Source organism: Paenibacillus sp., assembly GCF_035645195.1.
Taxonomy (GTDB): Bacteria; Bacillota; Bacilli; order Paenibacillales; family YIM-B00363; genus Paenibacillus_AE.
In genome coordinates this window covers 25491-44758 of the sequence record NZ_DASQNA010000041.1, presented here as the reverse complement: position 1 = coordinate 44758, position 19268 = coordinate 25491, and the positions used below count along the sequence as shown (strand labels likewise).

Sequence of the window (19268 nt, the reverse complement as noted above, 5' to 3'; positions counted from 1 at the left end):
GGATTTCCCTCGGTTGCGAACAATTTTTTTCCTATTCGAAAAAATAAAGCCGGGCGCTTTTTCGCGCTCCGGCAGTCCTCATGAAACTGTTTCAAACTATTGTATAACACAGTCTCCTATTGCGATTCTATTACCCAACAAGCTGCTCGATTTTCAGCTGGCTGTGCTTGCGCAGATCGTAAAATTGACCGTCCACCTGCACGAGCGGCCGGACCGGATCGTCCGGATAAATGAGAACGATGCTGCCCCGCTGATCGTTCGACAGCACCACTTCGCTGCCGATCGACATTTCCATCATTCGACGCACGAATACGTTGCACAAGAACGGGTCCATTTTCCCGAACGCGTCGTCCTTCATCTGCATGAGTACCTTATAAAAAGGAATCTCTCCGCGATACACCCGATTGGACGTCATCGCGTGAAACACGTCCGCCACCGCTACGATTTTGCTGAAGTACGTCATCTTGTCTCCCGTAATGCCGTGCGGATACCCGCGGCCGTCGAGCCGTTCGTGATGCTGCAGGGCGACGAGCGGCACCTCGGCATGCAGCTCGCTGCGTTTTTGCAAGATGTCGTATCCGAACGTCGTATGCCGCTTCATGAGCGCATACTCCTCGTCGGTGAACTTGCCCGGTTTGTTCAGGATATCGTCTTCGATCTTCACTTTCCCGATGTCGTGAAGCGCCGCCGCGAGCGTAAGCGTCTGCAGCTGTTCCGCGTCAAGGTTGAGCCACTTGCCCAGCATCGTGGACAGCACCGCGACCCCGATGTTGTGTCGGAACGTGTAGTCGTCCTTCGCCTGCAGCCCGGACAGCAGCCCGAACAGCGTCGGAAATTCGATCGCCTCTTGCACCGAAGGAATGAGATCCGATTTCATCTCGCTTACCGACGGGGGATCGCCGACGCGAAAACGAACGAATACTTCTTTCATTTCTTCGGTCGCCTTCGTGACGATCGCGTCGTTCGTCTTTGGGACCGCCTGCGGTATCGGCTGCGGCCGCGGCGCTGCGATACCGTTCGCCGGCGGAGCGACATGATGCGGAAGAAGCGTGATGCCGTGCTTGCGGATCAACTCGATATGCATTTCGGTCAACGTCGTATTCGCGGCGACAACCAGCAACCCCGATGCGTTGAAAACGTCGTTCTTGACCCCCCAGCCGATCCATTGCTCGAGCATCTTCCGATTCCCCCATATGTCGCTTCATGACCGGATTAACAAAATTTACTTATTTTCGATTAATTCAATTTTAAATGAAGGTAAGCCTTTCCGATAGTGACAGCTGTCATCTTTCGAAAAGGCTTACCGACATGCGTAGCGAGACTCGTTATCCGTGAAGCTGCTGGAACCCGGCCTCGCGCAAAAAGATGACCGCTTTCGCCCGATCCCGTATGCCGATTTTTTCGTATACGTTGCTGACGTAATTGCGGACCGTGCCGTCGCTGTACATCAGCGCCTCCGCGATTTGGCGGTTGCTCAGTCCGCGCGCCATCAGGAGCGAGATTTCGTATTCCTTCTCCGTCAAGCGAAAGCGCTCCGAAAGCGACTGCATGTGCTCATTGCCGTTCCGTTCGCCCGACAGCATGCGAAACAGCTTCGTCGACAGCTTTTTCGCGAGCCGTTCGGGCACGTACAGATGGCCTTGCAGGACGGCCCGGACGTATCCGAGCAGGTCGCTCCAATCGGTATCTTTGAGCAGGAAGCCGTCGGCTCCGGCGGCGATCGACCGAACGACGTCGTCGTCGTCCAGGTCGTCCGCGAACAAAATGATTTTCGTGTCCGGGCGATGCTCCTTCGCCCAAAATGTCAGGTCGATGCCGCCCCTGGGCTTCAGCCCGACGTCGACGATCGCCGCGGACGGCCGCAGCGTGCGAACCGCCGCGATCAGCTCCGCGCTGCTTTCGCACGCGGCGACGACGGACAAGTCCGGCTCCGACTCGATGATTTTACGCACTCCTTCGCGCAGGAGCGTCTGGCGCTCCGCGATCACTACGGTTTTAAGTTCCATCCTATGATTTCCAACCTCCGGCGGCGAGCGAACGCGGCTAGCCGAACGTTCCAGTAGTTTGTTAACATCTTCCAATCATTATATTGGATGAAACGACCTTATGGATATACAATTCAAACGCGTTAATTTCTTGTCCCTGCAGCGAAAAAAGTCGCCTCGGCCTGCAACCTTTTCGAATTCCGGGAAAATAAAAACCGACTCTCGTCAGGGACATGACAAGAATCGGTCTTTGCATAGGTCTATGGAACCAATTTATTTACGCGCCTGTCGCAAACCATTGAACGAGTCCTAACACGATCCCGATCGCGAAGCCGCAAACCGCCCCGTTCACGCGGATCCACTGGAGGTCTTTCCCGACATGTTCCTCCATCATGGCGATCAGCGTTTTGTCGTCGAGCTTGTCGGCGTTCTCCTTCACGAGCTGACCGATGACGCCGTGGTTGTTCTCCACGAATTGGGCCGCCTGCGCCGAGATCCACGCCTCGGCGGCGTCGACCCGCTCCGGCGAAGCGAGCCGCTCGAGCGCTTCTCGGGCGAGCGGTACGATGCGATTCGCGCAGTAAGCCGGGTCGGCCGCCCGCCGGCGAACCGCCTCGAACGCGCGCTCCAGCAGCGCGGCGACGACGCGATCCGTTTCCTCCCCTTCGAGAAACCGTTCCTTCCACCGCTCGGCTTCCGCCGCCGCGCGCTCGTTGCGCCCGAGCTCTTCGAGCGCGCCGCGCAGCGCGTCGAGCGCAGCGGTCCGATGCGCGTCGCCGGGGCGGCGCATGTCGTTCAGCAGCGTCAGCAGAAATTCTTGCAGCATGCCGCCCAGCTTGTCCTCGTTCATAAAGCCCGCGAAGGCGTTCACCGCAAAGCCCATAAAGCCGCCGAATTGGAGATTGTTGAGCGAGCCGAGCGCCGCGGCGCCCATCCGCTGGCGCATTTCGGGGCTCGCCGCGAACCGCTCGCCGATGTCGAGCAGCGCATCGAGCAGCGGCTGCTCGTACCCGCGCTCGACCGCCCCGCGGCCGAGACGCTGCAGCGCCGCTCCTGCGTCGATGCCGCGCAGCGCGTCCTTCGCCGCGCCGGCGAGCGCCGCGGCGAGGGCGTCTCGCGGCACCGCGTCGAGCGCGCCGGAAAGCAGCTTCGCCGTCCGTTCGCCGGCGTCCTCCGCTTCGAGGTACCGCTTCGCCGCGTTCGCAAGCCGATCCGCAATGCGGACGTCTTTCATTTTGGCGATGATGCTCTCTTTATGCAGCAGGTTCGTTTGGATGGCGTTCACGAGCGCGTCCGTCACCTTCGCCCGATTTTTCGGCAGCAGCGCCGTATGCGGAATCGGAATGCCCAGCGGATGCCGGAACAGCGCCGTCACCGCGAACCAGTCCGCGAGCCCCCCGACGAGTCCCGCCTCGAAGCCGCTTTGCAGCACGAAGCCGAACGGCGCATGCGCGATGCCGAACGTGCCCGCGAAGCCCGCCGCCATAACGCCCAATGATACGGTTGCGGTATGTCTCGCTTTCTTTTTCACCCTTGTCTTCCCCCTGATGGCCAACTCGGTGTACCTATGTATGCCTGACAGCAGTATACACTAGCCTTCGATTTGTTTCCAAAACGATGCGATCCTCGCGATCCGCCGCGCGGCGACTTCTTGGAACCGGCGTTCCGTCACGTCGCCGCGCCGGCGCAGCGCCGCGTCCCAGCCGAGCGTCATGAACGAATTGTCGATCATCATGACGGCGAAATCGTACATCAAATCGGCTTTCGCATCGCCGACGCCGGCGCGCAGCAGCCGCTCCGCATGCTCCTCCGCGACGTGCGACAGCACGTCGTCGTCGGGCTCGTCCTGCACGAGAATCGCGATGTCGCGCATCGGGGTCGACGCCCGGCACCATTCCCAGTCGATGAGCGTCAGCCGCCCGTCCAGCCAGAGCGCGTTCCCCCAATGCGTGTCGCCGTGCGTGAACGCGCGCGGCCCGCGCATCCTCGATTCCGAATACCCCGCGTAAAAGTCGTCCGCCAGCGCCGCGAGGCGCCGCACCGTTCCGCCGTCAAGCAGTCCGCCGGCCGCTTCGAGCATCTCGTCCGCCCACTCCCTGCTGTACGCGTACGACGGCACGCGGCCTTCCCGCGCCCAGCCGTCGACGGCCGGCGCCGTCCGCGCGTGCAGCTCCGCGAGCCGCTCCGCGACGATGCCGTACGCGGCGCGCCGTTCCGCGAGCGGCGCGCGCTCGGGCGCCTCCGGCGGCAGAAGCGGCTCCCCGGCGTAGCGCATGACGATCGCCCGAGGGTCGTCGAAGCGCCCCAGCACGTCCGGCAGCCACGGCTTCAGCTCGTCCCCCAGCTCGGCGAGCAGCTCGAATTCGCCCCGCCGGTCTTCCGGCGGCAATTTGTAGACGTAACGCGCCTCCGGCTCGTTCGGCCGGGACGCCCATACGTCGAATAACGTAGCGGCGAACGGCCCTGTGCGGTTCCGCAGCTCCCGGACCCGAAAGTCCATGGAGCGGAACCTCTCGCGCGCCGTCTCCGCCGCTTCTTCGATGGTCGGCATCTTCCCGCCAGCCTCCGTCAAAAAGATTCCAGACCGCTGTATCGCCCGATCGCCCGGAGCATCTCAGGCGCGATCGGCAGCACGAATTCGGTCGCGCCGAGCGTGAACAGTCCGCTTCGCGAATGCATGATTGCTCCGGTCGTATAAATGCGATAATGGTCCTTGCCGATGGCGAGTCCGTTCAGTTCGTGCGTCGGCACCCCGGTCCAGCCGCGCTTGCGGCCGCGAGCTTCCGTAGGTTCGTACGGCGTAATCGTGACGATGCCGTCGAGCCGGATAATGTAGTTGACATGGGGTTTTTGATATACGAGCTCTTTCGTAGACAAGGTGATCCCGAATTCCCGCTTTTTGTGAGACAGCTTCAGTTCGCCTTCGAGCGATTTGATCTGCAAAAAATCGTTATACATCGATCGCGGAACCCCCTTTCTAACCACAAAAAAGCCGCCAAGCGTTTTGTCGAGTGTACCACAAAACGCCGGACGGCTCCACCGGAGCCGCCGCGGCCGGCGGCTCCCGATTATTCCCAAAATCGAATATGGTCGATGAACGTATCTCTCGTAACCGCCGCCTTGCGGCCCAATGCGCCTGGCGCGATTTCGTTGTATTTTTCGATTTTTCTATTGACTTCTTCGAGCGAATCGTCGAGTCCGCCGAGCACGCCGAGCTCGGTCAATTTCTTCAGTTGCACGAGCCGATTCCGAATTTCCCCGCGCAGCGCCAGCCACTCCTCGACAGTCGTCTCCTCTTGCTGATCGTTCGCCCATCTTACCGCCGTGATCACCGCAACGCCCTCCCCGTGAGTTTGAGGCTCTTTACAATTTATTATAAATTGTCGAAGCGTCTCGCGGTGTGTCGAAATTTTGAACGTTTATTCGAATTTGTACGAATCGGCGGGCACGCCGGCGAGCAGCGGGGAAGGCGTCCCCTGCGCGAGCAGCGCGAGCCGGTGCAGCGCCCTCGTGCATACGGTGTAGAGCAGCTTGCGCTCCGACTCTTTGGCATACGTCGATGCGTCGGCGTCCCAGACGACGACCGCGTCGAATTCGAGCCCTTTCGCCAAATACGACGGCAGCGCCACGGCGCCGGGCGGGAACGTCTTCGCTTCCTTCGTCAGCTTCATCGCTTCGACGCCGGCTTCGAGCAGCGCCCGATGCGCCCGCTCGGCGGCGGCGGCCGTTTTGGCGATGACGGCGATGGAGACGACGCCCTCGCCCTGCAGGCTTCGGACGAGCCTCGCGGCGGCGGCGCCGGCCTCGGCCTCGGTCGTACGGACGACGACCGGCAGCGGTCCGTCGCGCTCGAACGGCTCGATCCGGCCCGGCTCCGGCAGCAGCGCGTTCGCGAACGCGACGATTTGGCGCGTGGAGCGGTAGCTTTTCGTCAGCTCGATGCGCGCCGTCTCCTCCGCCGGAAACTGCCGCGCGGACGCCATATGCCCTTCGCCGCCTTCCGTCTCGACGCCGCGGATCGCCTGGTTCGCGTCGCCGACGGCGGTTAGCCCCGCATTCGGGAACAACCGGCGCAAATAGGCCCACTGCAGCGGCGTATAATCCTGCGCCTCGTCCACGACGACGTGGCGGACGCGGTTCATCCGGGAGGCGCCGTGCAGCGCTTCGAGCAAATAGAGCATCGGCACGGCGTCTTCGTACGGCAGCGGCGCATCGGAGCTTAGCCGCTCGTCTGTGTCTCGGGCGATTTCCGCCCACAGCGCTTTTTCTTCCGGCGCGCCGTCGTACGTTTCGGCGAGCGAACGCAGCATGGCGCGGTACGTACCGGCGATATCGAGGAAGGCGAACGAAGCGACCTGCTCGCGGACGGGCTCGTACGCCTTTTTCGCTTTGGCGAGGCCGAGCCGCTTCAGTTCCTGCTCCGTCCCCATATACGTCGGCTCTTTGAGCCATTTCCGATACAGCGCAACCGCGCGCTTTTTCTCGAGCTCTCCGATCCGTTCGAGCAGCTTCTCCTTCATGGCTTCGAGGCGCAGCGGCGGACGCATCTTTTTCCATTCGCCGTAAAACATCGCCTCGAGCTCGGCGGCGTCGACGACGATTTTGTCCTTCCGCGTCAGCGGCCGGAATTTGGCGCCGCTCTCTGCGAGCGACTTCGCGTACGCGTCCAGCCGCTCCGCGAACGGCAGCTCCGATTTGAGCCGAATGCCTTCGCGCCGCGCGTCTCGCTCCCGATCCGCGGGCAGCGACAAGACGTATTCGAGCTGGTCGTACGGATGCTCGACGTCGCCCACATGGCGCAGCCGCCGCCAAACATAGTCGTAGAACGTCGTCTGCGGGATCGCGTCCTCGCCGAGCTCCGGCAGCACGTTGGAGACGTAATCGTTGAACACGTCGTTCGGCGAAAAGAGCACGATCTGCTCGCTCTCCCAATAATTGCGGTACTTGTACAGCAGATACGCGACCCGCTGGAGCGCCGCCGACGTTTTGCCGCTGCCCGCCGCGCCCTGCACGAAGACGTACCGGTGCTGCGTTTCGCGGATGATCCGGTTCTGCTCTTTCTGGATCGTCGTGACGATCGATTTCATTTTATCGTCCGCGCTCTGGCCGAGCATGCGCTGAAGCATTTCGTCCCCGATCGTCACGCCGGTGTCGAAGGCGGCCAGCAGCTTCCCGCCGCGGATGACGAACTGCCGCTTCAGCGTCATTTCGCCCGCAACCGTCCCGTCCGGCGCTTCGTACGCGGCGGGTCCCGGCCCGTAGTCGTAGTACATGCCTGCGATCGGCGCCCGCCAATCGTAGACGATCATTTCGTGCGTCTCCTCGTCCGCGAGCGACATCGTGCCGAGGTAAATCGGCTCGTCCTCGGCCGCGCCGCTTTCGCGGAAATCGAAGCGGGCGAAATACGGGTTCGACCGCAGCCGCTCGAGATGCTCGGCCCGCCCTTGCGCCAGCCGATAGCTTCTCGCCTGCTGCGACAGCTCTTGGGCTTGCTGCGTCAGCTGCACCGCCGCCTCGAACCAGTCGTCGTCCCGGTCGTAGACGAGATCTTCCCACAGCTCGCGTTTGCCGCCGACCAGCTGCTCCTTCCGGCCGCCGGCCGTCCGCCCGGACCGCTCGATTTCCTCTTCGATGCGCCGGAGCACGTCGGCCAGCTTCCGTTCCTCCCGCCGCAGCTCCTCCTCGTTCAAGCTCATCGTCAGTCCCCCCGTTGCGCTTCTCTATTTGTTACTCTACGTATACCACAATATGTAATCCAACTTCATCCCTAGGTCGGCGGGAACGCCTCAAGGCTCGGTTCCGTCCGTCATCGACGGCGGCCGAGCTCATCGCGTTTCCAACGCGCCAGTTCTTTATAGATCTCTACCATCTCTTCCAGCTTCATGCGCACGAGGCCGCTCGACGACGGGCCGACGAACTCGCGAATCCCCGGCACCTGCGACCGCTCGTCCGGCTGGAAGCCCCACCCTTCCGTCTTGCGGCCCGCGAACTGCTCGTACACGCCTTTCCCGACGAAGCACGCGGCGCGCGGGCGATACGCCGTCAGCTTGCGCAGCAGCTCCGCGCGGCCTGCCGCGTACTCGTCCTTCGTAATTTCTTCCGCCGTGCGGGTCGGCCGCGGCACGATGTTCGTGAAGCCGAAGCCGAGCCTAAGCAGCGCATCGCCTTCGTGCGAAGCGTACAGCCTCGGCGTCAGTCCGGCGCCGTGCAGAATGCGCCAGAACCGGTTGCTCGGATTCGCGTAGTGGTGGCCCGTTTTGCTGGATCGGATGCTCGGGTTGTACCCGACGAACACGATGTCGAGTCCCTCGGCGAGATGATCCGGGATCGGCGCCAGCTGCGCATCTTCGTCCGGGGCCGCGGTCGGTACGGAGTTGTGCGCCGGCTCCGAGGCGGCATTCGCGCCCGGCTCCGCCGCCGGATTCGGCTTCGAGTTCGTCATATCGTCACCTTCCTGGGCGTTCGTGGATATAGTAAGTGTAGAATCGAATGACTCGCCGCGCAAGCGGTCCCTTGGAACGTCTTGACAGGTCGCCGAATTGCCGGATAATAGTATACGGCACCCAATCGAATATATGCGAATGATCGTATAGGGAGAGATCGCCGCGGGATCGGATCCGCCTGTGTATCGGGCGGGCGGCCAGCGGAGACGCCGAAGGAGTAACCCCGGTTTCGGGAGAATCTCTCAGGCAAAAGGACCTGTGCGGGACGCGACTCTGGAGAGCATTCGGCGCGGCGGTTAGATGCCGCGAACGCGTCGGATCACCAAAGGAGAAACTCGCCGGGCGTAAGCGGCTCAGGCGGGGCAACTCTCAGGTACAAGGGACAGAGCGAAGGCACAGATCGGCGGCAGCGCCGGTCACGCCTTCCGCTGTGTCCTTTTTTATATTCAAAATCCATATTCGAAAGGCGGATGCTCGATGGCGATGGCGAAACCGCTGCGGCGAACCCCGTTGTTCCCGCTGTACGCCGCGCACGGCGCGAAGACGATCGATTTCGGCGGCTGGGAAATGCCCGTGCAGTTCGAAGGGATTCTGAAGGAGCACGATGCGGTGCGGACGCGGGCCGGCTTGTTCGACGTGTCCCATATGGGCGAACTGATCGTTACGGGAAGCGGCGCCCTGCCCTTCCTTCAGCGGGCGGCGACGAACGACGCCGCGAAGCTGGCCGTCGGCATGGCGCAGTATTCCCTCCTCTGCGCGCCCGACGGCGGTACGATCGACGACCTGCTCGTCTACCGGCTCGGCGACGAACGATATATGCTCGTCGTGAACGCCGCGAACATCGAGAAAGATCTCGATTGGCTGCGGGGGCTGACGCGACCCGGGGAGGACGTCGCCATCGAGGATGCGTCCGCCGAGACGGCGCTGCTCGCCGTGCAAGGACCGGCGGCGGCCGACGTCGTGCGGGCGGCGGCGGAGGCGGACGCGGGAGCGGGCGCGGGAGCGGGCGGCTTCGATCCTTCGACGCTTCGTCCGTTCCGCTTCGCGGCGGACGTTGCTATCCGCGGCGCGGCGGCGCTCGTCTCCCGCACCGGCTACACGGGCGAGGACGGCTTCGAGCTGTACGTCCCGGCGGAGCGGGCCGCAGACGCGTGGCGGGCGCTGATGGACGCGGGCGCGGCGTACGGCCTCGCGCCGTGCGGCCTCGGCGCGCGCGACACGCTTCGCTTCGAAGCGAACCTGCCCTTATACGGACAGGAGCTGTCCCTCGCCATCTCACCCCTCGAGGCCGGACTCGGCGCGTTCGTCAAATTCGACAAAGGCGATTTCGTCGGCCGCGGCGCGCTGCTCGCCCAGCGGGAGGCCGGACCGCCGCGCCGTCTCGTCGGCGTCGAGATGATCGACCGCGGCATCCCACGGCCGCATTGCGGCGTGTTCGACGCGCCGGACGGGCGGCTCATCGGCGAAGTGACGTCGGGGACGCAGTCCCCTACATTGAAGCGGGCCGTCGGTCTCGCGCTGCTCGACGCCGCGTACGCGGAGCTCGGCGCGAGCGTGTACGTCGACGTGCGGGGCAAGCGGCTTGAGGCGGCGGTCGTTCCGACGCCGTTCTACCGGAGGCGGAAGTAGCGATATCGGGAAAACGGAAAGGAGCTGAAGCGCATGGAACGCACGAAGCCGAACGCGGCGGCGCCGCATCGGTATTTGCCGGTAACGCCTGAGGATGAACGGGAGATGCTGGCCTGCATTGGCGCGTCGTCGATCGAGGAGCTGTTCGCGGACATTCCGGAATCGATCCGGTTCCGAGGGCGTCTCGCCGTCTCGGAGGCGCTGGACGAAGGCGCCCTGCTCGCGCATATGAAGCGGCTGGCCGGCCGCAACGTCGATCTCGATCGGGCGGTCAGCTTTCTCGGAGCGGGCATCTACGATCACCATATCCCCGTCGTCATCCAGCATTTGGCCGGACGGTCCGAGTTCTACACGGCCTACACGCCATACCAGCCGGAAATTTCGCAGGGCGAGCTTCAGGCGATCTTCGAATTCCAATCGTACATTTGCGAACTGACCGGCCTCGCCGTCGCGAACGCGAGCATGTACGACGGCGCCACCGCTTTCGCGGAGGCGGGCGCCCTCGCCTCCGGAGCGCTGCGTCGGCCCCGTCTCGCCGTCTCCCGAGCGGCGCATCCGGAAGCGCGCGAGGTGCTGACGACGACGGCGCGCGGGCTCGGCCTCGCGATCGATTGGATCGATGCGCCGAACGGCGTCACGGACCCCGACGCGGTGCGCGCCGCCGTCCGCACCGACACCGCCGCCGTCATGATCCAATCGCCCAATTTCTTCGGGGCGATCGAGGATACAGCGGCGATCGCGGCCGCCGCTCATGCCGCGGGAGCGCTGTGCGTCGTCAGCGCCAATCCGCTCTCCCTCGGCGCGCTGCAGCCGCCGGGGAAGCTCGGCGCCGACATCGTCGTCGGCGACGCGCAACCGCTCGGCATCGCCCCGTCGTTCGGCGGGCCGACCTGCGGCTATTTCGCCGTCAGCGCCGAGTATATGCGCCGCATCCCCGGCCGCATCGTCGGCCAAACGGTCGACCGGGACGGCAAGCGCGGCTTCGTGCTGACGCTGCAGGCGCGCGAGCAGCACATTCGGCGCGAGAAGGCGACGTCCAACATATGCTCCAACCAGGCGCTGCTGGCGCTGTGCTCCTCGATCTACTTGTCCGTCATGGGCAAACGCGGCCTTGCCGACGTCGCGGCGCTGAATATGCGCAAGGCGCATTACGCAATGCAGCGGCTTACGGCGATTCCGGGCGTCGAGCGGCGGTTCGCCGCACCGTACTTCAACGAGTTCGCGATCCGGCTGCCGGACGGCGCCCCTTCGATTCGCGACGCGAACGCGAAGCTGCTCGAACGCGGCTACCTCGGCGGCTTCGATTTGGGCCGCGTCGATCCGTCGTTCGAAGGCTGCATGCTGATCGCCGTCACCGAGCGGCGCACGAAAGAAGAGATCGACGCGTTCGCGTCGGAACTGGAGGCGATTCTGCGATGAACCACGCCAACACCGACCGCTCGGCCGCCGCTGCCGACACGCCGCTCGTGTTCGAGCGAAGCCGTCCCGGACGCGCCGCCTATTCGCTGCCCGCCTGCGACGTGCCGGACGTTCCGCTCGAAGAGATCGTTCCGGCCGCATACTTGCGAACCGAACCCGCTGCGCTGCCCGAGCTGTACGAAGTCGACGTCGTCCGGCATTATACGGCGCTGTCCCGCCGCAACTTCGGCGTCGACAACGGCTTTTATCCGCTCGGCTCGTGCACGATGAAATACAATCCGAAGCTGAACGAAGACGTCGCGCGCCTGACCGGCTTCGCCCGCATCCATCCGTACCAGGCGGAGGAATCCGTCCAAGGCGCTCTGGAGCTGCTGTACACGCTGCAGCGGGATCTGGCCGAAATTACCGGCATGGACCGCGTTACGCTCCAGCCGGCCGCAGGGGCGCACGGCGAGTTTACCGGCCTCATGCTCATTCGGGCGTACCACGAAAGCCGGGGCGAAACTCGCACGAAGGTCCTCGTGCCCGATTCGTCTCACGGCACGAACCCGGCGAGCGCGACGGCGGCCGGCTACGAGACGGTGACGATCCCGTCCGACGACCGCGGTCTCGTCGACCTGGACGCGCTGCGGGCCGCGGTCGGCCCGGACACGGCGGCGCTCATGCTGACGAACCCGAATACGCTCGGGCTGTTCGAGGAGCGCATCGAGGCCATCGCCGCGATCGTGCACGAGGCCGGCGGCCAGCTGTACTATGACGGCGCCAACTCGAACGCCATCCTCGGCATCGCCCGCCCGGGCGACATGGGCTTCGACGTCGTGCACCTCAATCTGCACAAAACGATGAGCACCCCGCACGGCGGCGGCGGGCCCGGGGCGGGTCCGGTCGGCGTCAAAGCGCATTTGGCGCCGTTCCTGCCCGCGCCGATCGCGGAAAAGCGCGAGGACGGCACGTATTATTGGAACGAGGACATCCCGCAGTCTATCGGCCGCGTGAAACCGTATTACGGCAACTTCGGCATCCTAGCGCGCGCGTACGCCTACATCCGCACGCTCGGTCCGGAGGGGCTCAGGCGCGTGTCCGAATTGGCGGTGCTGAACGCCAATTACTTGTTCCGCCGTCTCTCGCCGGCCTTCGACGTGCCGTACGACCGCATCTGCAAGCACGAATTCGTCCTGTCCGGCAAATCACTGAAGACGCACGGCGTCCGGACGCTCGATCTCGCGAAGCGGCTGCTCGATTTCGGCTATCATCCGCCGACGATTTACTTCCCTCTGAACGTAGAAGAGTGCTTAATGATCGAACCGACCGAGACGGAAAGCAAGGAAACGCTCGACGCGTTCGCCGACACGCTGCTCGCGATCGTCGAAGAAGCGAGAACGAACCCGGAGCTCGTGCGAGGCGCTCCGTACACGACGGCGGTGCGGCGGCTCGACGAGGCGACGGCGGCTCGAAAACCGGTGCTCAACTGCGCCTGCGGACCGTAAACGGGGAAGGCCGCTTGCGGAATCGCCAAGACGATTCTTTTCGCAAGCGGCCTTTTATTCGTCGCGAGCGCGCCGATTGTAACCTTTATCTTCGTACGGCTGAAGCCGTTCCAGCCACGCGGCCTCCATCCGTTCAAGCTCCTTGACGAGATTGTAGCTGCCGTCCTCCGGCGGCTTGAACGTTTCCAACACCTCGAATCGGAACGCGTCCGCTCCATACTTTCGCCAATCCGCCAGCAGCGCCTTCTTCGTGCTCGTGCCGAGGTTCAGCTCGAACGGCAGACGGTTCTCCATCGCCGGCAAATCCGGCGTCGACCCGACGTACGATTTTCCGCTTTCGACATGCACCATCCGGTAGACACCCGCCGGCCGACGAGCCAATACATACTCGTTCGCGAGCTCCTTTTTCCGCGCTTTATCCATGTACGACTTCTCCCTTCACCCAATATTCGCTGCCGTCGTCCCGGCGATCCATGAAGCCGTACTCGATCATATACCTGCGCAGCGTTACGAAGTCCGCGTACGCTTCCTTCAGCACCGCGTTCACTTCCTTCTCCGTGTACGTCCGATTGCGCTCGAAGCGCTTCAGCAGGTGGCGCAGCACCGCGATTTTCCGCTTCTCCTTCGACGGAAACTCGCGCAGCGGGCCTTCTAAGCCGTACGGGAAGTACGTCGCAAGCACCTTTTCGTTTTCCGCTTCCGTCATCGCGTACCGTTCGTCGACGGCGGTCGCCGTCCGATGAATCGGGACGAATTCCCGCCCTGCACTCGGCTTCGGCTTTTCGTCGAGCAGCGCCATCAGCGCGACGAACACCTTCGCCTGCTTTTCCTTCTCGCGCAGATGGAACCGGTGGTACCGCACCGTCGCCGGCTTGCTGCCGGTCGCGCTGGCGATGTCCGCGTCGCTCCGGCCATCGTAAAACATGCGCAGCACCTCCCGCTGCGCGTCCGTCAGCCCCGTCCATTTCTTATCGAGACCGAGCAAGTAAGTAAACATCGACTCGTGCGCCGCCGCGATATGCGAGCGCATGTACGCCTCGGCGTCGTACCAGCGATCGCCGACCGGATAGACGCGACCGAACTCCGCCGTTTCGCCGCACACCAGGCACCGATGCACGTTCTCCGCCGCCTCCGTCTTGTAGCCCCGCTTTAGCTCCTCCGGCGACGCTTCCCAAAACAGTTGATCCACATCCATGTGGTCACATCCCAACATTTTCGAATATCGTTTGTTCTTATACCAACATTTTAGCTGGAATGTCGTTATTCTGCAACATATTTTTATTTTGTTGGGGAATTCACAAACTACTCCATGTATTGTTTGTCCCTCGTTTTCCGGTGCCGGACCTTTTCGCCCGAAACTTTGGCCGCCGGGGATCATCCGACAGAACTCCTTAACACAGCACCCAACCGCCCGCCGCTCCCGCCTTCGGCCCATTTTGGGTAGCTTGGTTATTAGTTATGGGAACACCCCTCGCTTCTTTTGCTACCCCACTACCCATAACACAGCACCCGACCGCCCGCCGCTCCCGCCTTCGGCCCATTATGGGTAGCTTGGTTGCTTGTTATGGGAACACCCCTCGCTTCTTTTGCCACCCCACTACCCATAACACAGCACCCGACCGACCGCCGCTCCGCCAAACTCCAGCACTACACAAAAAAACGACCGCCCCCGGTTCCGGAGACGGTCATTACCGTTACATTTCAAACTCATCCAACGCCTTACTCTTGTACCGCCTCTTGCGCCGCCTCCTGCGGAGCTTCATCCGCGGCATCCCCCGACCCTGGTTCCCCGGCGGCCTCTTGCTCGACCGCTTGGTCCAGCATCGCCTGGGCCTCGGTTTCAATTTGGCTAAGCATCTCCTCAGCCGTCAGCTCGTCTTGCAGGAACGCCTGCCAGTGCTTATCCGCGATCCCGAAGAAGTTCGCGTTGAACGATTCCGGGAGGCGGCTGAAATCCGGCCCACTCGACGCCGACGAACTCGACGCGGAGGCGTAGAACGCCTCCAAGTTTTTGCCCTCGTCGTTGCGGATGTACTCGACGCGCGTCGGCAGTCCGCCGAACACGGGCGCGCGCGCAGTCACCCTTGCGAAATCGTCGGAATGGATGAATTTAACGAATTCCCACGCGGCCTCGACGTTCGTCGATTGAGCATTGATCGCGAAAATGTCCTGCAGTTGGAACGATGTCGAACCGTTCGGCGCGTTCGGGGCCGCGGGCACCGTCACGACGTCCCAATCGAGCTCTTTGGCTTCTTCCAACCGCTGGGCCGCTTCCTTCAACTGGTTGACATAGTACGCATAATCAGGCCGCATCGCGATGCGGCCCGTCAAAAACAGATCGCGCCGCAAAAACTCCTCGTAAGAGCCGCCGAAATCCGGATTTTCCGAATCCTGCTTGAACACGGCCTCCGACGTCGCGATGCGCTTTACCCGTTCCGCGACCTGCTTCCAGGAATCGGTATGAAGGGTAATCTTCTTCGAGTCCGGATCGAGATAGATCAACCCTTCCGCGGAGCCGAATTGAAACATGTTCCAGATGCTCGCATTTCCGCGGAACGCATCCAGGCCGTATACCCGCTCGCTGTCGCCGCCGTCCGTCGGAAACCGTTCGGCGAGCGCGACCAGCTCGTCCCACGTCATGCCGTCCGTCGGCAGCGGTACGCCGTGCTGCTCGAACAGCTTCTTGTTGTAAAACAGCGCTTGGCTCGAAAAACTCGGCGCGAGACCGTACAGCTTGCCGTCGCCCAACGAGCGCAAATGGTCGATCGCCGCGGGCAGGATGCCTTCCAGCCACTCCTCGTCCTGTGCGACCAGCGCGTCGAGCTCGTACAGCAGCCCGTCTTCCCGGAAGGAGCCGAAGTTGTAATCGTTCAACAGCAGTACATCCGGCTGCTCCTTCGCGACCAGCTCCTTCAACCCTTTAATCGGATCTTGCCCCTGCTGGTAAATGGACTGCGTCGACACGACTTCGAGCTCGACGTTCGGATGCTGCAGCAAAAACAAGTTGCCGAAATGCTGGTAAAATGCCGATTCGTCCCAGTACATCGCTTTGATGACCGCCGGTTCCGCCGATGTTTCCTCCGTTTCGCTCCCGAACGAGCACGCCGTCAATACCGCCAGCGCCAAGGACGCCGCGGCGCCGGCTTTCCGCCTCCAAATCCGTTTCAACCTTTCTTCCTCCCGACCCATCTTTTAGGACATGCATCCCATAACACAGACGAGTCGACAGGTGGAAAAGTTTCCCGTTTTTTGTGTTTTTTCGTCAAACGAGCAGCTGGAACAAATCCGGATGGTCCTTCAGCGCGATGAACGAGATGCCCTTATCCCGCATACGGGCGATCAGCGGCTCGTAATCGGCCGGCGATTTCAGCTCGATGCCGACGAGCGCGGGCCCGTTCTCCTTGCTGCTTTTCTTCGTATACTCGAATCGCGTGATGTCGTCGTCGGGACCGAGCACGCCGTCGAGGAACTCCCGAAGAGCGCCGGCGCGCTGCGGGAAATTGACGACGAAGTAATGCTTCAGCCCTTCGTACAACAGCGACCGCTCTTTAATTTCCTGCATCCGCTCGATGTCGTTGTTCCCGCCGCTGATGACGCACACGACCGTCTTGCCGCGAATGTCGTCCCGGAACGCATCCAGCGCGGACACCGGCAGGGCGCCGGCCGGCTCGACGACGATCGCGTTCTCGTTGTACAGCTCCAGAATCGTCGTGCACACCTTGCCTTCGGGCACCACGATCATATCGTCGAGCAGACGGCGGCAAATGTCGTACGTCAGCTCGCCCGCCCGCTTGACGGCGGCGCCGTCGACGAACCGGTCGATCTCCTCGAGCGACACGATCTCGCCGCGGTCGAACGCCGTCCGCATCGTCGGGGCTCCGGCCGCTTCGACGCCGACGATGCGCGTCGAAGGGCTGAGCCGTTTCACGTACGACGCGACGCCCGCGGCGAGTCCGCCGCCGCCGACGCCGACGAACAAGTAATCGATCGGCTCCGTCGCGGCGCCGAGAATTTCGGCGGCGACGGTGCCCTGCCCGGCGATGATCGCCGGATGATCGAACGGGTGGACGAACGTCATATTCCTCTCCGCCGCGTACCGGTTCGCTTCCGCCAGCGCGTCGTCGAACGTGTCGCCGACGAGGCGGATCATCACTTGGCCGCCGCCGAACCGTTCGACCTGCGATATTTTTTGCTTCGGCGTCGTCGCCGGCATGAAGATCGCGCCGGGAATGCCGAGCGCGCTGCACGAATATGCGACGCCCTGCGCGTGGTTGCCGGCGCTCGCGCAGACGACGCCGCGGGCGGCGACGTCCTCCGGCAGCCCGCGAATGAAGTTGTAGGCGCCGCGAATTTTAAACGATCGCACGACCTGCAGGTCTTCGCGCTTCAAGTACACGTTGCACTCGAAACGTTGGGAGAGCACCGCGTTGCGCTGCAGCGGCGTCTCCACGACTTGGTCCTTCATGCGGGTGTGCGCGATCAATATCTCTTCGATGGTGATTAGGGAAGCGTCCACTGGGGTTCAGCACCTACAATCTTAGTATGGTATTTCGGGATCGCGAAGCGCGTCGTTCGTTGTCGGCGGCTGCCGAACACGATCATGAACCGAGCCATGCCGAGCGCTTCTGGATTCATAATTTCATACGCGTTCCAATTTTTCAAGAGGCCGTCCAGATGGATACCCGCTTCGAGCTACAACGCGTTGCGGCCGGCGATCGATGGATTGAACGCAAAAGCCCGCCGTCTCCACTATCATGAGACGACGGGCTCGCCGGACGCCCTCGCTGCACCATCCCGCGGCTCTCTAGCATCCGATCAACCGTACCGCTCCCGTTCGTTGCGCGAATTTTCAATCCTCATAAGGGGGGCGCTTCCGTCTGGACTACCTCCGGATAACGCCGCGCCGACAATTCCTTGAAAATGTCGTAATCTTCATGCACCTGCGACCGGTAGCCGATCGACCACGCGGCGATCGTCGCCGCGAACGCGTTCGGATCCGACCCCATGGCGGCCCAAATTTCGTGCTCCGCATGATAGTCGATGATGCCTTCGCCTTCCCGCAAATCGTTGTCGGCGCGGGAATGAATTTTCGCGGTGATGCGGCCCATCTGCTTCAGCGTCGTGATCAAATCGTCGTGCGCGCCGATTTTGTCCGCTTTCAGCCGTTTCTTGAACGGCGACCGTTCGCGGACGTAAAAATGGCGGTCGTCGATCGTCAGCCAGCCGAGGAACGGGTCGGCCTCGTGCTGCATCGCCCGCTGCGTGGCCGCGACGCGCTGGCCGTGGTGCTCGTACAGCGCCCAGAACCGTTCATGATACGGCACGAAGTACGCCGGCACCGGCGCGCGCACCTCTTTGACCTCGAGAATGATGTCATCCCCGGCCGCCGGATCCCGGTGACCTTCGATCAGCACGTAATATCGATCGAGTCCGAGCGACGCCGTGCCGGAGCCGTGCTTCACCGCGACGTCCTTCACGGCGTAGAACGCCGCCTCCCGTTTCGCCGACGGATCCAGCGTCGCGACGTAGCCGTCCCACGCCGCGTGCAGGCGAGAGCGCTCCTCCGGCTCCGCCGGCGCAAGCTCGCTGGATTGAACGAAGCGTCGAATCGCGGACTCGGTGCGTTCCGTCACCTCGTCGAGAAACTCGCTGCGGCGCTTCTTCTCCAGCTTGCGCAGCAGCTTACGGATCGGCCCGGCCGTGTTGTCGGACGCGAACCGCATGGCGACCATATCGTCCTTGCGCTCCGAGAAGCGCCGGATCTGCTTATAATACGCCTTCAAATACGATTCGATCGCTTCCGCGGTCAGCTCGTCGTCGTAACCGAGCGATTCGCATACGAGTGCGACGCTGACGCTCATGCGAAGCAAATCGTACAAATACGAGCCGAGATATCCTTCGTCGAAATCGTTGATGTCGTAAACGATGCGCCCGTCGCGGCTTTGGAAGGCGCCGAAATTTTCGAAGTGAAGGTCGCCTTGAATCCACGTCGGCTTATCCATCGGCGTATGGTACGGGAAAGGAATGTGCGCGACGTCGAAATAAAACAAATACGCGCTGCCGCGGAAAAAACGGAAGGCGCTTTCCCGCATTTTCGCGTATTTGACCGCGCGGTCCTCGGATGGAAGCTCCATCAGCGCGCCGTCGAAATCGTCCAAAATCGCCTCGACGATTTGAGCGCGAATATCGCGCCGCATGCGGCGGATGCGTTCCGGATGGTAACGGTTCATGCCCTTCCCCTCTCTCTTACTGTTTACAATCGATTGTACCTTGGCGTCGAGGGGCAGGCAAATGTTTCCTTTTCC

17 protein-coding genes and 1 riboswitch are annotated in these 19268 nt (G+C 62.6%); of the genes, 3 read left to right on the top strand and 14 right to left on the bottom strand.

Annotated elements, in window-relative coordinates; translation table 11 throughout:
• Positions 1–130: 130 nt before the first annotated feature.
• From VE009_RS22445 to VE009_RS22410, 8 genes are all read right to left on the bottom strand, one after another.
• Positions 131–1177 carry an HD-GYP domain-containing protein gene (locus VE009_RS22445; RefSeq protein ID WP_325011537.1) on the bottom strand — a complete coding sequence of 349 codons (1047 nt, stop codon included), beginning with the start codon at positions 1175–1177 and terminating at the stop codon, positions 131–133.
• Between the two features lie 148 nt (positions 1178–1325).
• Positions 1326–2006 (bottom strand): response regulator transcription factor, encoded by a 681-nt coding sequence (locus VE009_RS22440; RefSeq protein WP_325011535.1) that lies wholly within the window; start codon positions 2004–2006, stop codon positions 1326–1328.
• A gap of 256 nt (positions 2007–2262) precedes the next feature.
• A complete protein-coding gene (locus VE009_RS22435; RefSeq protein ID WP_325011534.1) occupies positions 2263–3516 on the bottom strand; it encodes a DUF445 domain-containing protein in 1254 nt (417 codons plus the stop codon).
• Positions 3517–3576: 60 nt separating this feature from the next.
• Entirely contained in the window at positions 3577–4536 is a 960-nt protein-coding gene (locus VE009_RS22430) for an aminoglycoside phosphotransferase family protein (protein WP_325011533.1), read from the bottom strand.
• Positions 4537–4553: 17 nt separating this feature from the next.
• Positions 4554–4943, bottom strand: a complete 390-nt coding sequence (locus VE009_RS22425) for a hypothetical protein (protein WP_325011532.1) — start codon at positions 4941–4943, stop codon at positions 4554–4556.
• Positions 4944–5053: 110 nt separating this feature from the next.
• Complete coding sequence (locus VE009_RS22420) at positions 5054–5317, bottom strand: hypothetical protein (protein WP_325011531.1); 264 nt, start codon at positions 5315–5317, stop codon at positions 5054–5056.
• A gap of 87 nt (positions 5318–5404) precedes the next feature.
• Entirely contained in the window at positions 5405–7681 is a 2277-nt protein-coding gene (helD, locus tag VE009_RS22415) for an RNA polymerase recycling motor HelD (RefSeq protein ID WP_325011530.1), read from the bottom strand.
• Between the two features lie 110 nt (positions 7682–7791).
• Positions 7792–8322: a mismatch-specific DNA-glycosylase gene (locus tag VE009_RS22410; RefSeq protein ID WP_325012140.1), complete on the bottom strand. Its 531-nt coding sequence runs from the start codon at positions 8320–8322 to the stop codon at positions 7792–7794.
• Positions 8323–8566: 244 nt separating this feature from the next.
• A riboswitch (glycine riboswitch) is annotated at positions 8567–8696 on the top strand.
• Positions 8697–8911: 215 nt separating this feature from the next.
• Between VE009_RS22410 and gcvT the strand changes: the two genes are divergently transcribed.
• Genes gcvT through gcvPB form a run of 3 tightly spaced genes read left to right on the top strand, consistent with a single transcriptional unit; the run spans position 8912 to position 12963 of the window.
• Positions 8912–10057, top strand: a complete 1146-nt coding sequence (gene gcvT, locus VE009_RS22405; protein ID WP_325012138.1) for a glycine cleavage system aminomethyltransferase GcvT — start codon at positions 8912–8914, stop codon at positions 10055–10057.
• A gap of 33 nt (positions 10058–10090) precedes the next feature.
• Complete coding sequence (gcvPA, locus tag VE009_RS22400) at positions 10091–11476, top strand: aminomethyl-transferring glycine dehydrogenase subunit GcvPA (protein WP_325011529.1); 1386 nt, start codon at positions 10091–10093, stop codon at positions 11474–11476.
• Positions 11473–12963: an aminomethyl-transferring glycine dehydrogenase subunit GcvPB gene (gene gcvPB / locus VE009_RS22395; RefSeq protein WP_325011528.1), complete on the top strand. Its 1491-nt coding sequence runs from the start codon at positions 11473–11475 to the stop codon at positions 12961–12963. Before gcvPA ends, gcvPB begins: the two co-directional genes overlap by 4 nt.
• Positions 12964–13017: 54 nt before the next feature.
• Here the strand turns inward: gcvPB and VE009_RS22390 are convergent, their stop codons facing one another.
• The 6 genes from VE009_RS22390 to VE009_RS22370 form a co-directional block, all read right to left on the bottom strand.
• Positions 13018–13386, bottom strand: coding sequence for a GIY-YIG nuclease family protein (locus VE009_RS22390; protein ID WP_325011527.1), 369 nt, complete (start codon positions 13384–13386; stop codon positions 13018–13020).
• Positions 13379–14158, bottom strand: coding sequence for a DUF2087 domain-containing protein (locus tag VE009_RS22385; RefSeq protein ID WP_325011526.1), 780 nt, complete (start codon positions 14156–14158; stop codon positions 13379–13381). Before VE009_RS22385 ends, VE009_RS22390 begins: the two co-directional genes overlap by 8 nt.
• A 524-nt stretch (positions 14159–14682) precedes the next feature.
• Positions 14683–16131, bottom strand: coding sequence for an ABC transporter substrate-binding protein (locus VE009_RS22380; RefSeq protein ID WP_325011525.1), 1449 nt, complete (start codon positions 16129–16131; stop codon positions 14683–14685).
• A gap of 94 nt (positions 16132–16225) precedes the next feature.
• Positions 16226–17479, bottom strand: coding sequence for a threonine ammonia-lyase IlvA (gene ilvA, locus VE009_RS22375; RefSeq protein WP_325011524.1), 1254 nt, complete (start codon positions 17477–17479; stop codon positions 16226–16228).
• Complete coding sequence (locus tag VE009_RS27295; RefSeq protein ID WP_414694923.1) at positions 17464–17625, bottom strand: hypothetical protein; 162 nt, start codon at positions 17623–17625, stop codon at positions 17464–17466. The genes ilvA and VE009_RS27295 overlap by 16 nt, the downstream gene beginning before the upstream one ends.
• A gap of 194 nt (positions 17626–17819) precedes the next feature.
• Positions 17820–19193 carry a DUF2252 domain-containing protein gene (locus VE009_RS22370; RefSeq protein WP_325011523.1) on the bottom strand — a complete coding sequence of 458 codons (1374 nt, stop codon included), beginning with the start codon at positions 19191–19193 and terminating at the stop codon, positions 17820–17822.
• Positions 19194–19268 lie beyond the last annotated feature (75 nt).

Excerpts from the sequence above, each read along its gene's own strand:
- VE009_RS22430 (WP_325011533.1), bottom strand. The coding sequence starts at position 4,536 with ATGCCGACCATCGAAGAAGCGGCGGAGACGGCGCGCGAGAGGTTCCGC.
- VE009_RS22445 (WP_325011537.1), bottom strand. The coding sequence starts at position 1,177 with ATGCTCGAGCAATGGATCGGCTGGGGGGTCAAGAACGACGTTTTCAAC.
- helD (WP_325011530.1), bottom strand. The coding sequence starts at position 7,681 with ATGAGCTTGAACGAGGAGGAGCTGCGGCGGGAGGAACGGAAGCTGGCC.
- VE009_RS22390 (WP_325011527.1), bottom strand. The coding sequence starts at position 13,386 with ATGGATAAAGCGCGGAAAAAGGAGCTCGCGAACGAGTATGTATTGGCT.
- VE009_RS22370 (WP_325011523.1), bottom strand. The coding sequence starts at position 19,193 with ATGAACCGTTACCATCCGGAACGCATCCGCCGCATGCGGCGCGATATT.
- gcvPA (WP_325011529.1), top strand. The coding sequence starts at position 10,091 with ATGGAACGCACGAAGCCGAACGCGGCGGCGCCGCATCGGTATTTGCCG.
- gcvT (WP_325012138.1), top strand. The coding sequence starts at position 8,912 with ATGGCGAAACCGCTGCGGCGAACCCCGTTGTTCCCGCTGTACGCCGCG.
- VE009_RS22440 (WP_325011535.1), bottom strand. The coding sequence starts at position 2,006 with ATGGAACTTAAAACCGTAGTGATCGCGGAGCGCCAGACGCTCCTGCGC.
- gcvPB (WP_325011528.1), top strand. The coding sequence starts at position 11,473 with ATGAACCACGCCAACACCGACCGCTCGGCCGCCGCTGCCGACACGCCG.
- VE009_RS22425 (WP_325011532.1), bottom strand. The coding sequence starts at position 4,943 with ATGTATAACGATTTTTTGCAGATCAAATCGCTCGAAGGCGAACTGAAG.
- VE009_RS22385 (WP_325011526.1), bottom strand. The coding sequence starts at position 14,158 with ATGGATGTGGATCAACTGTTTTGGGAAGCGTCGCCGGAGGAGCTAAAG.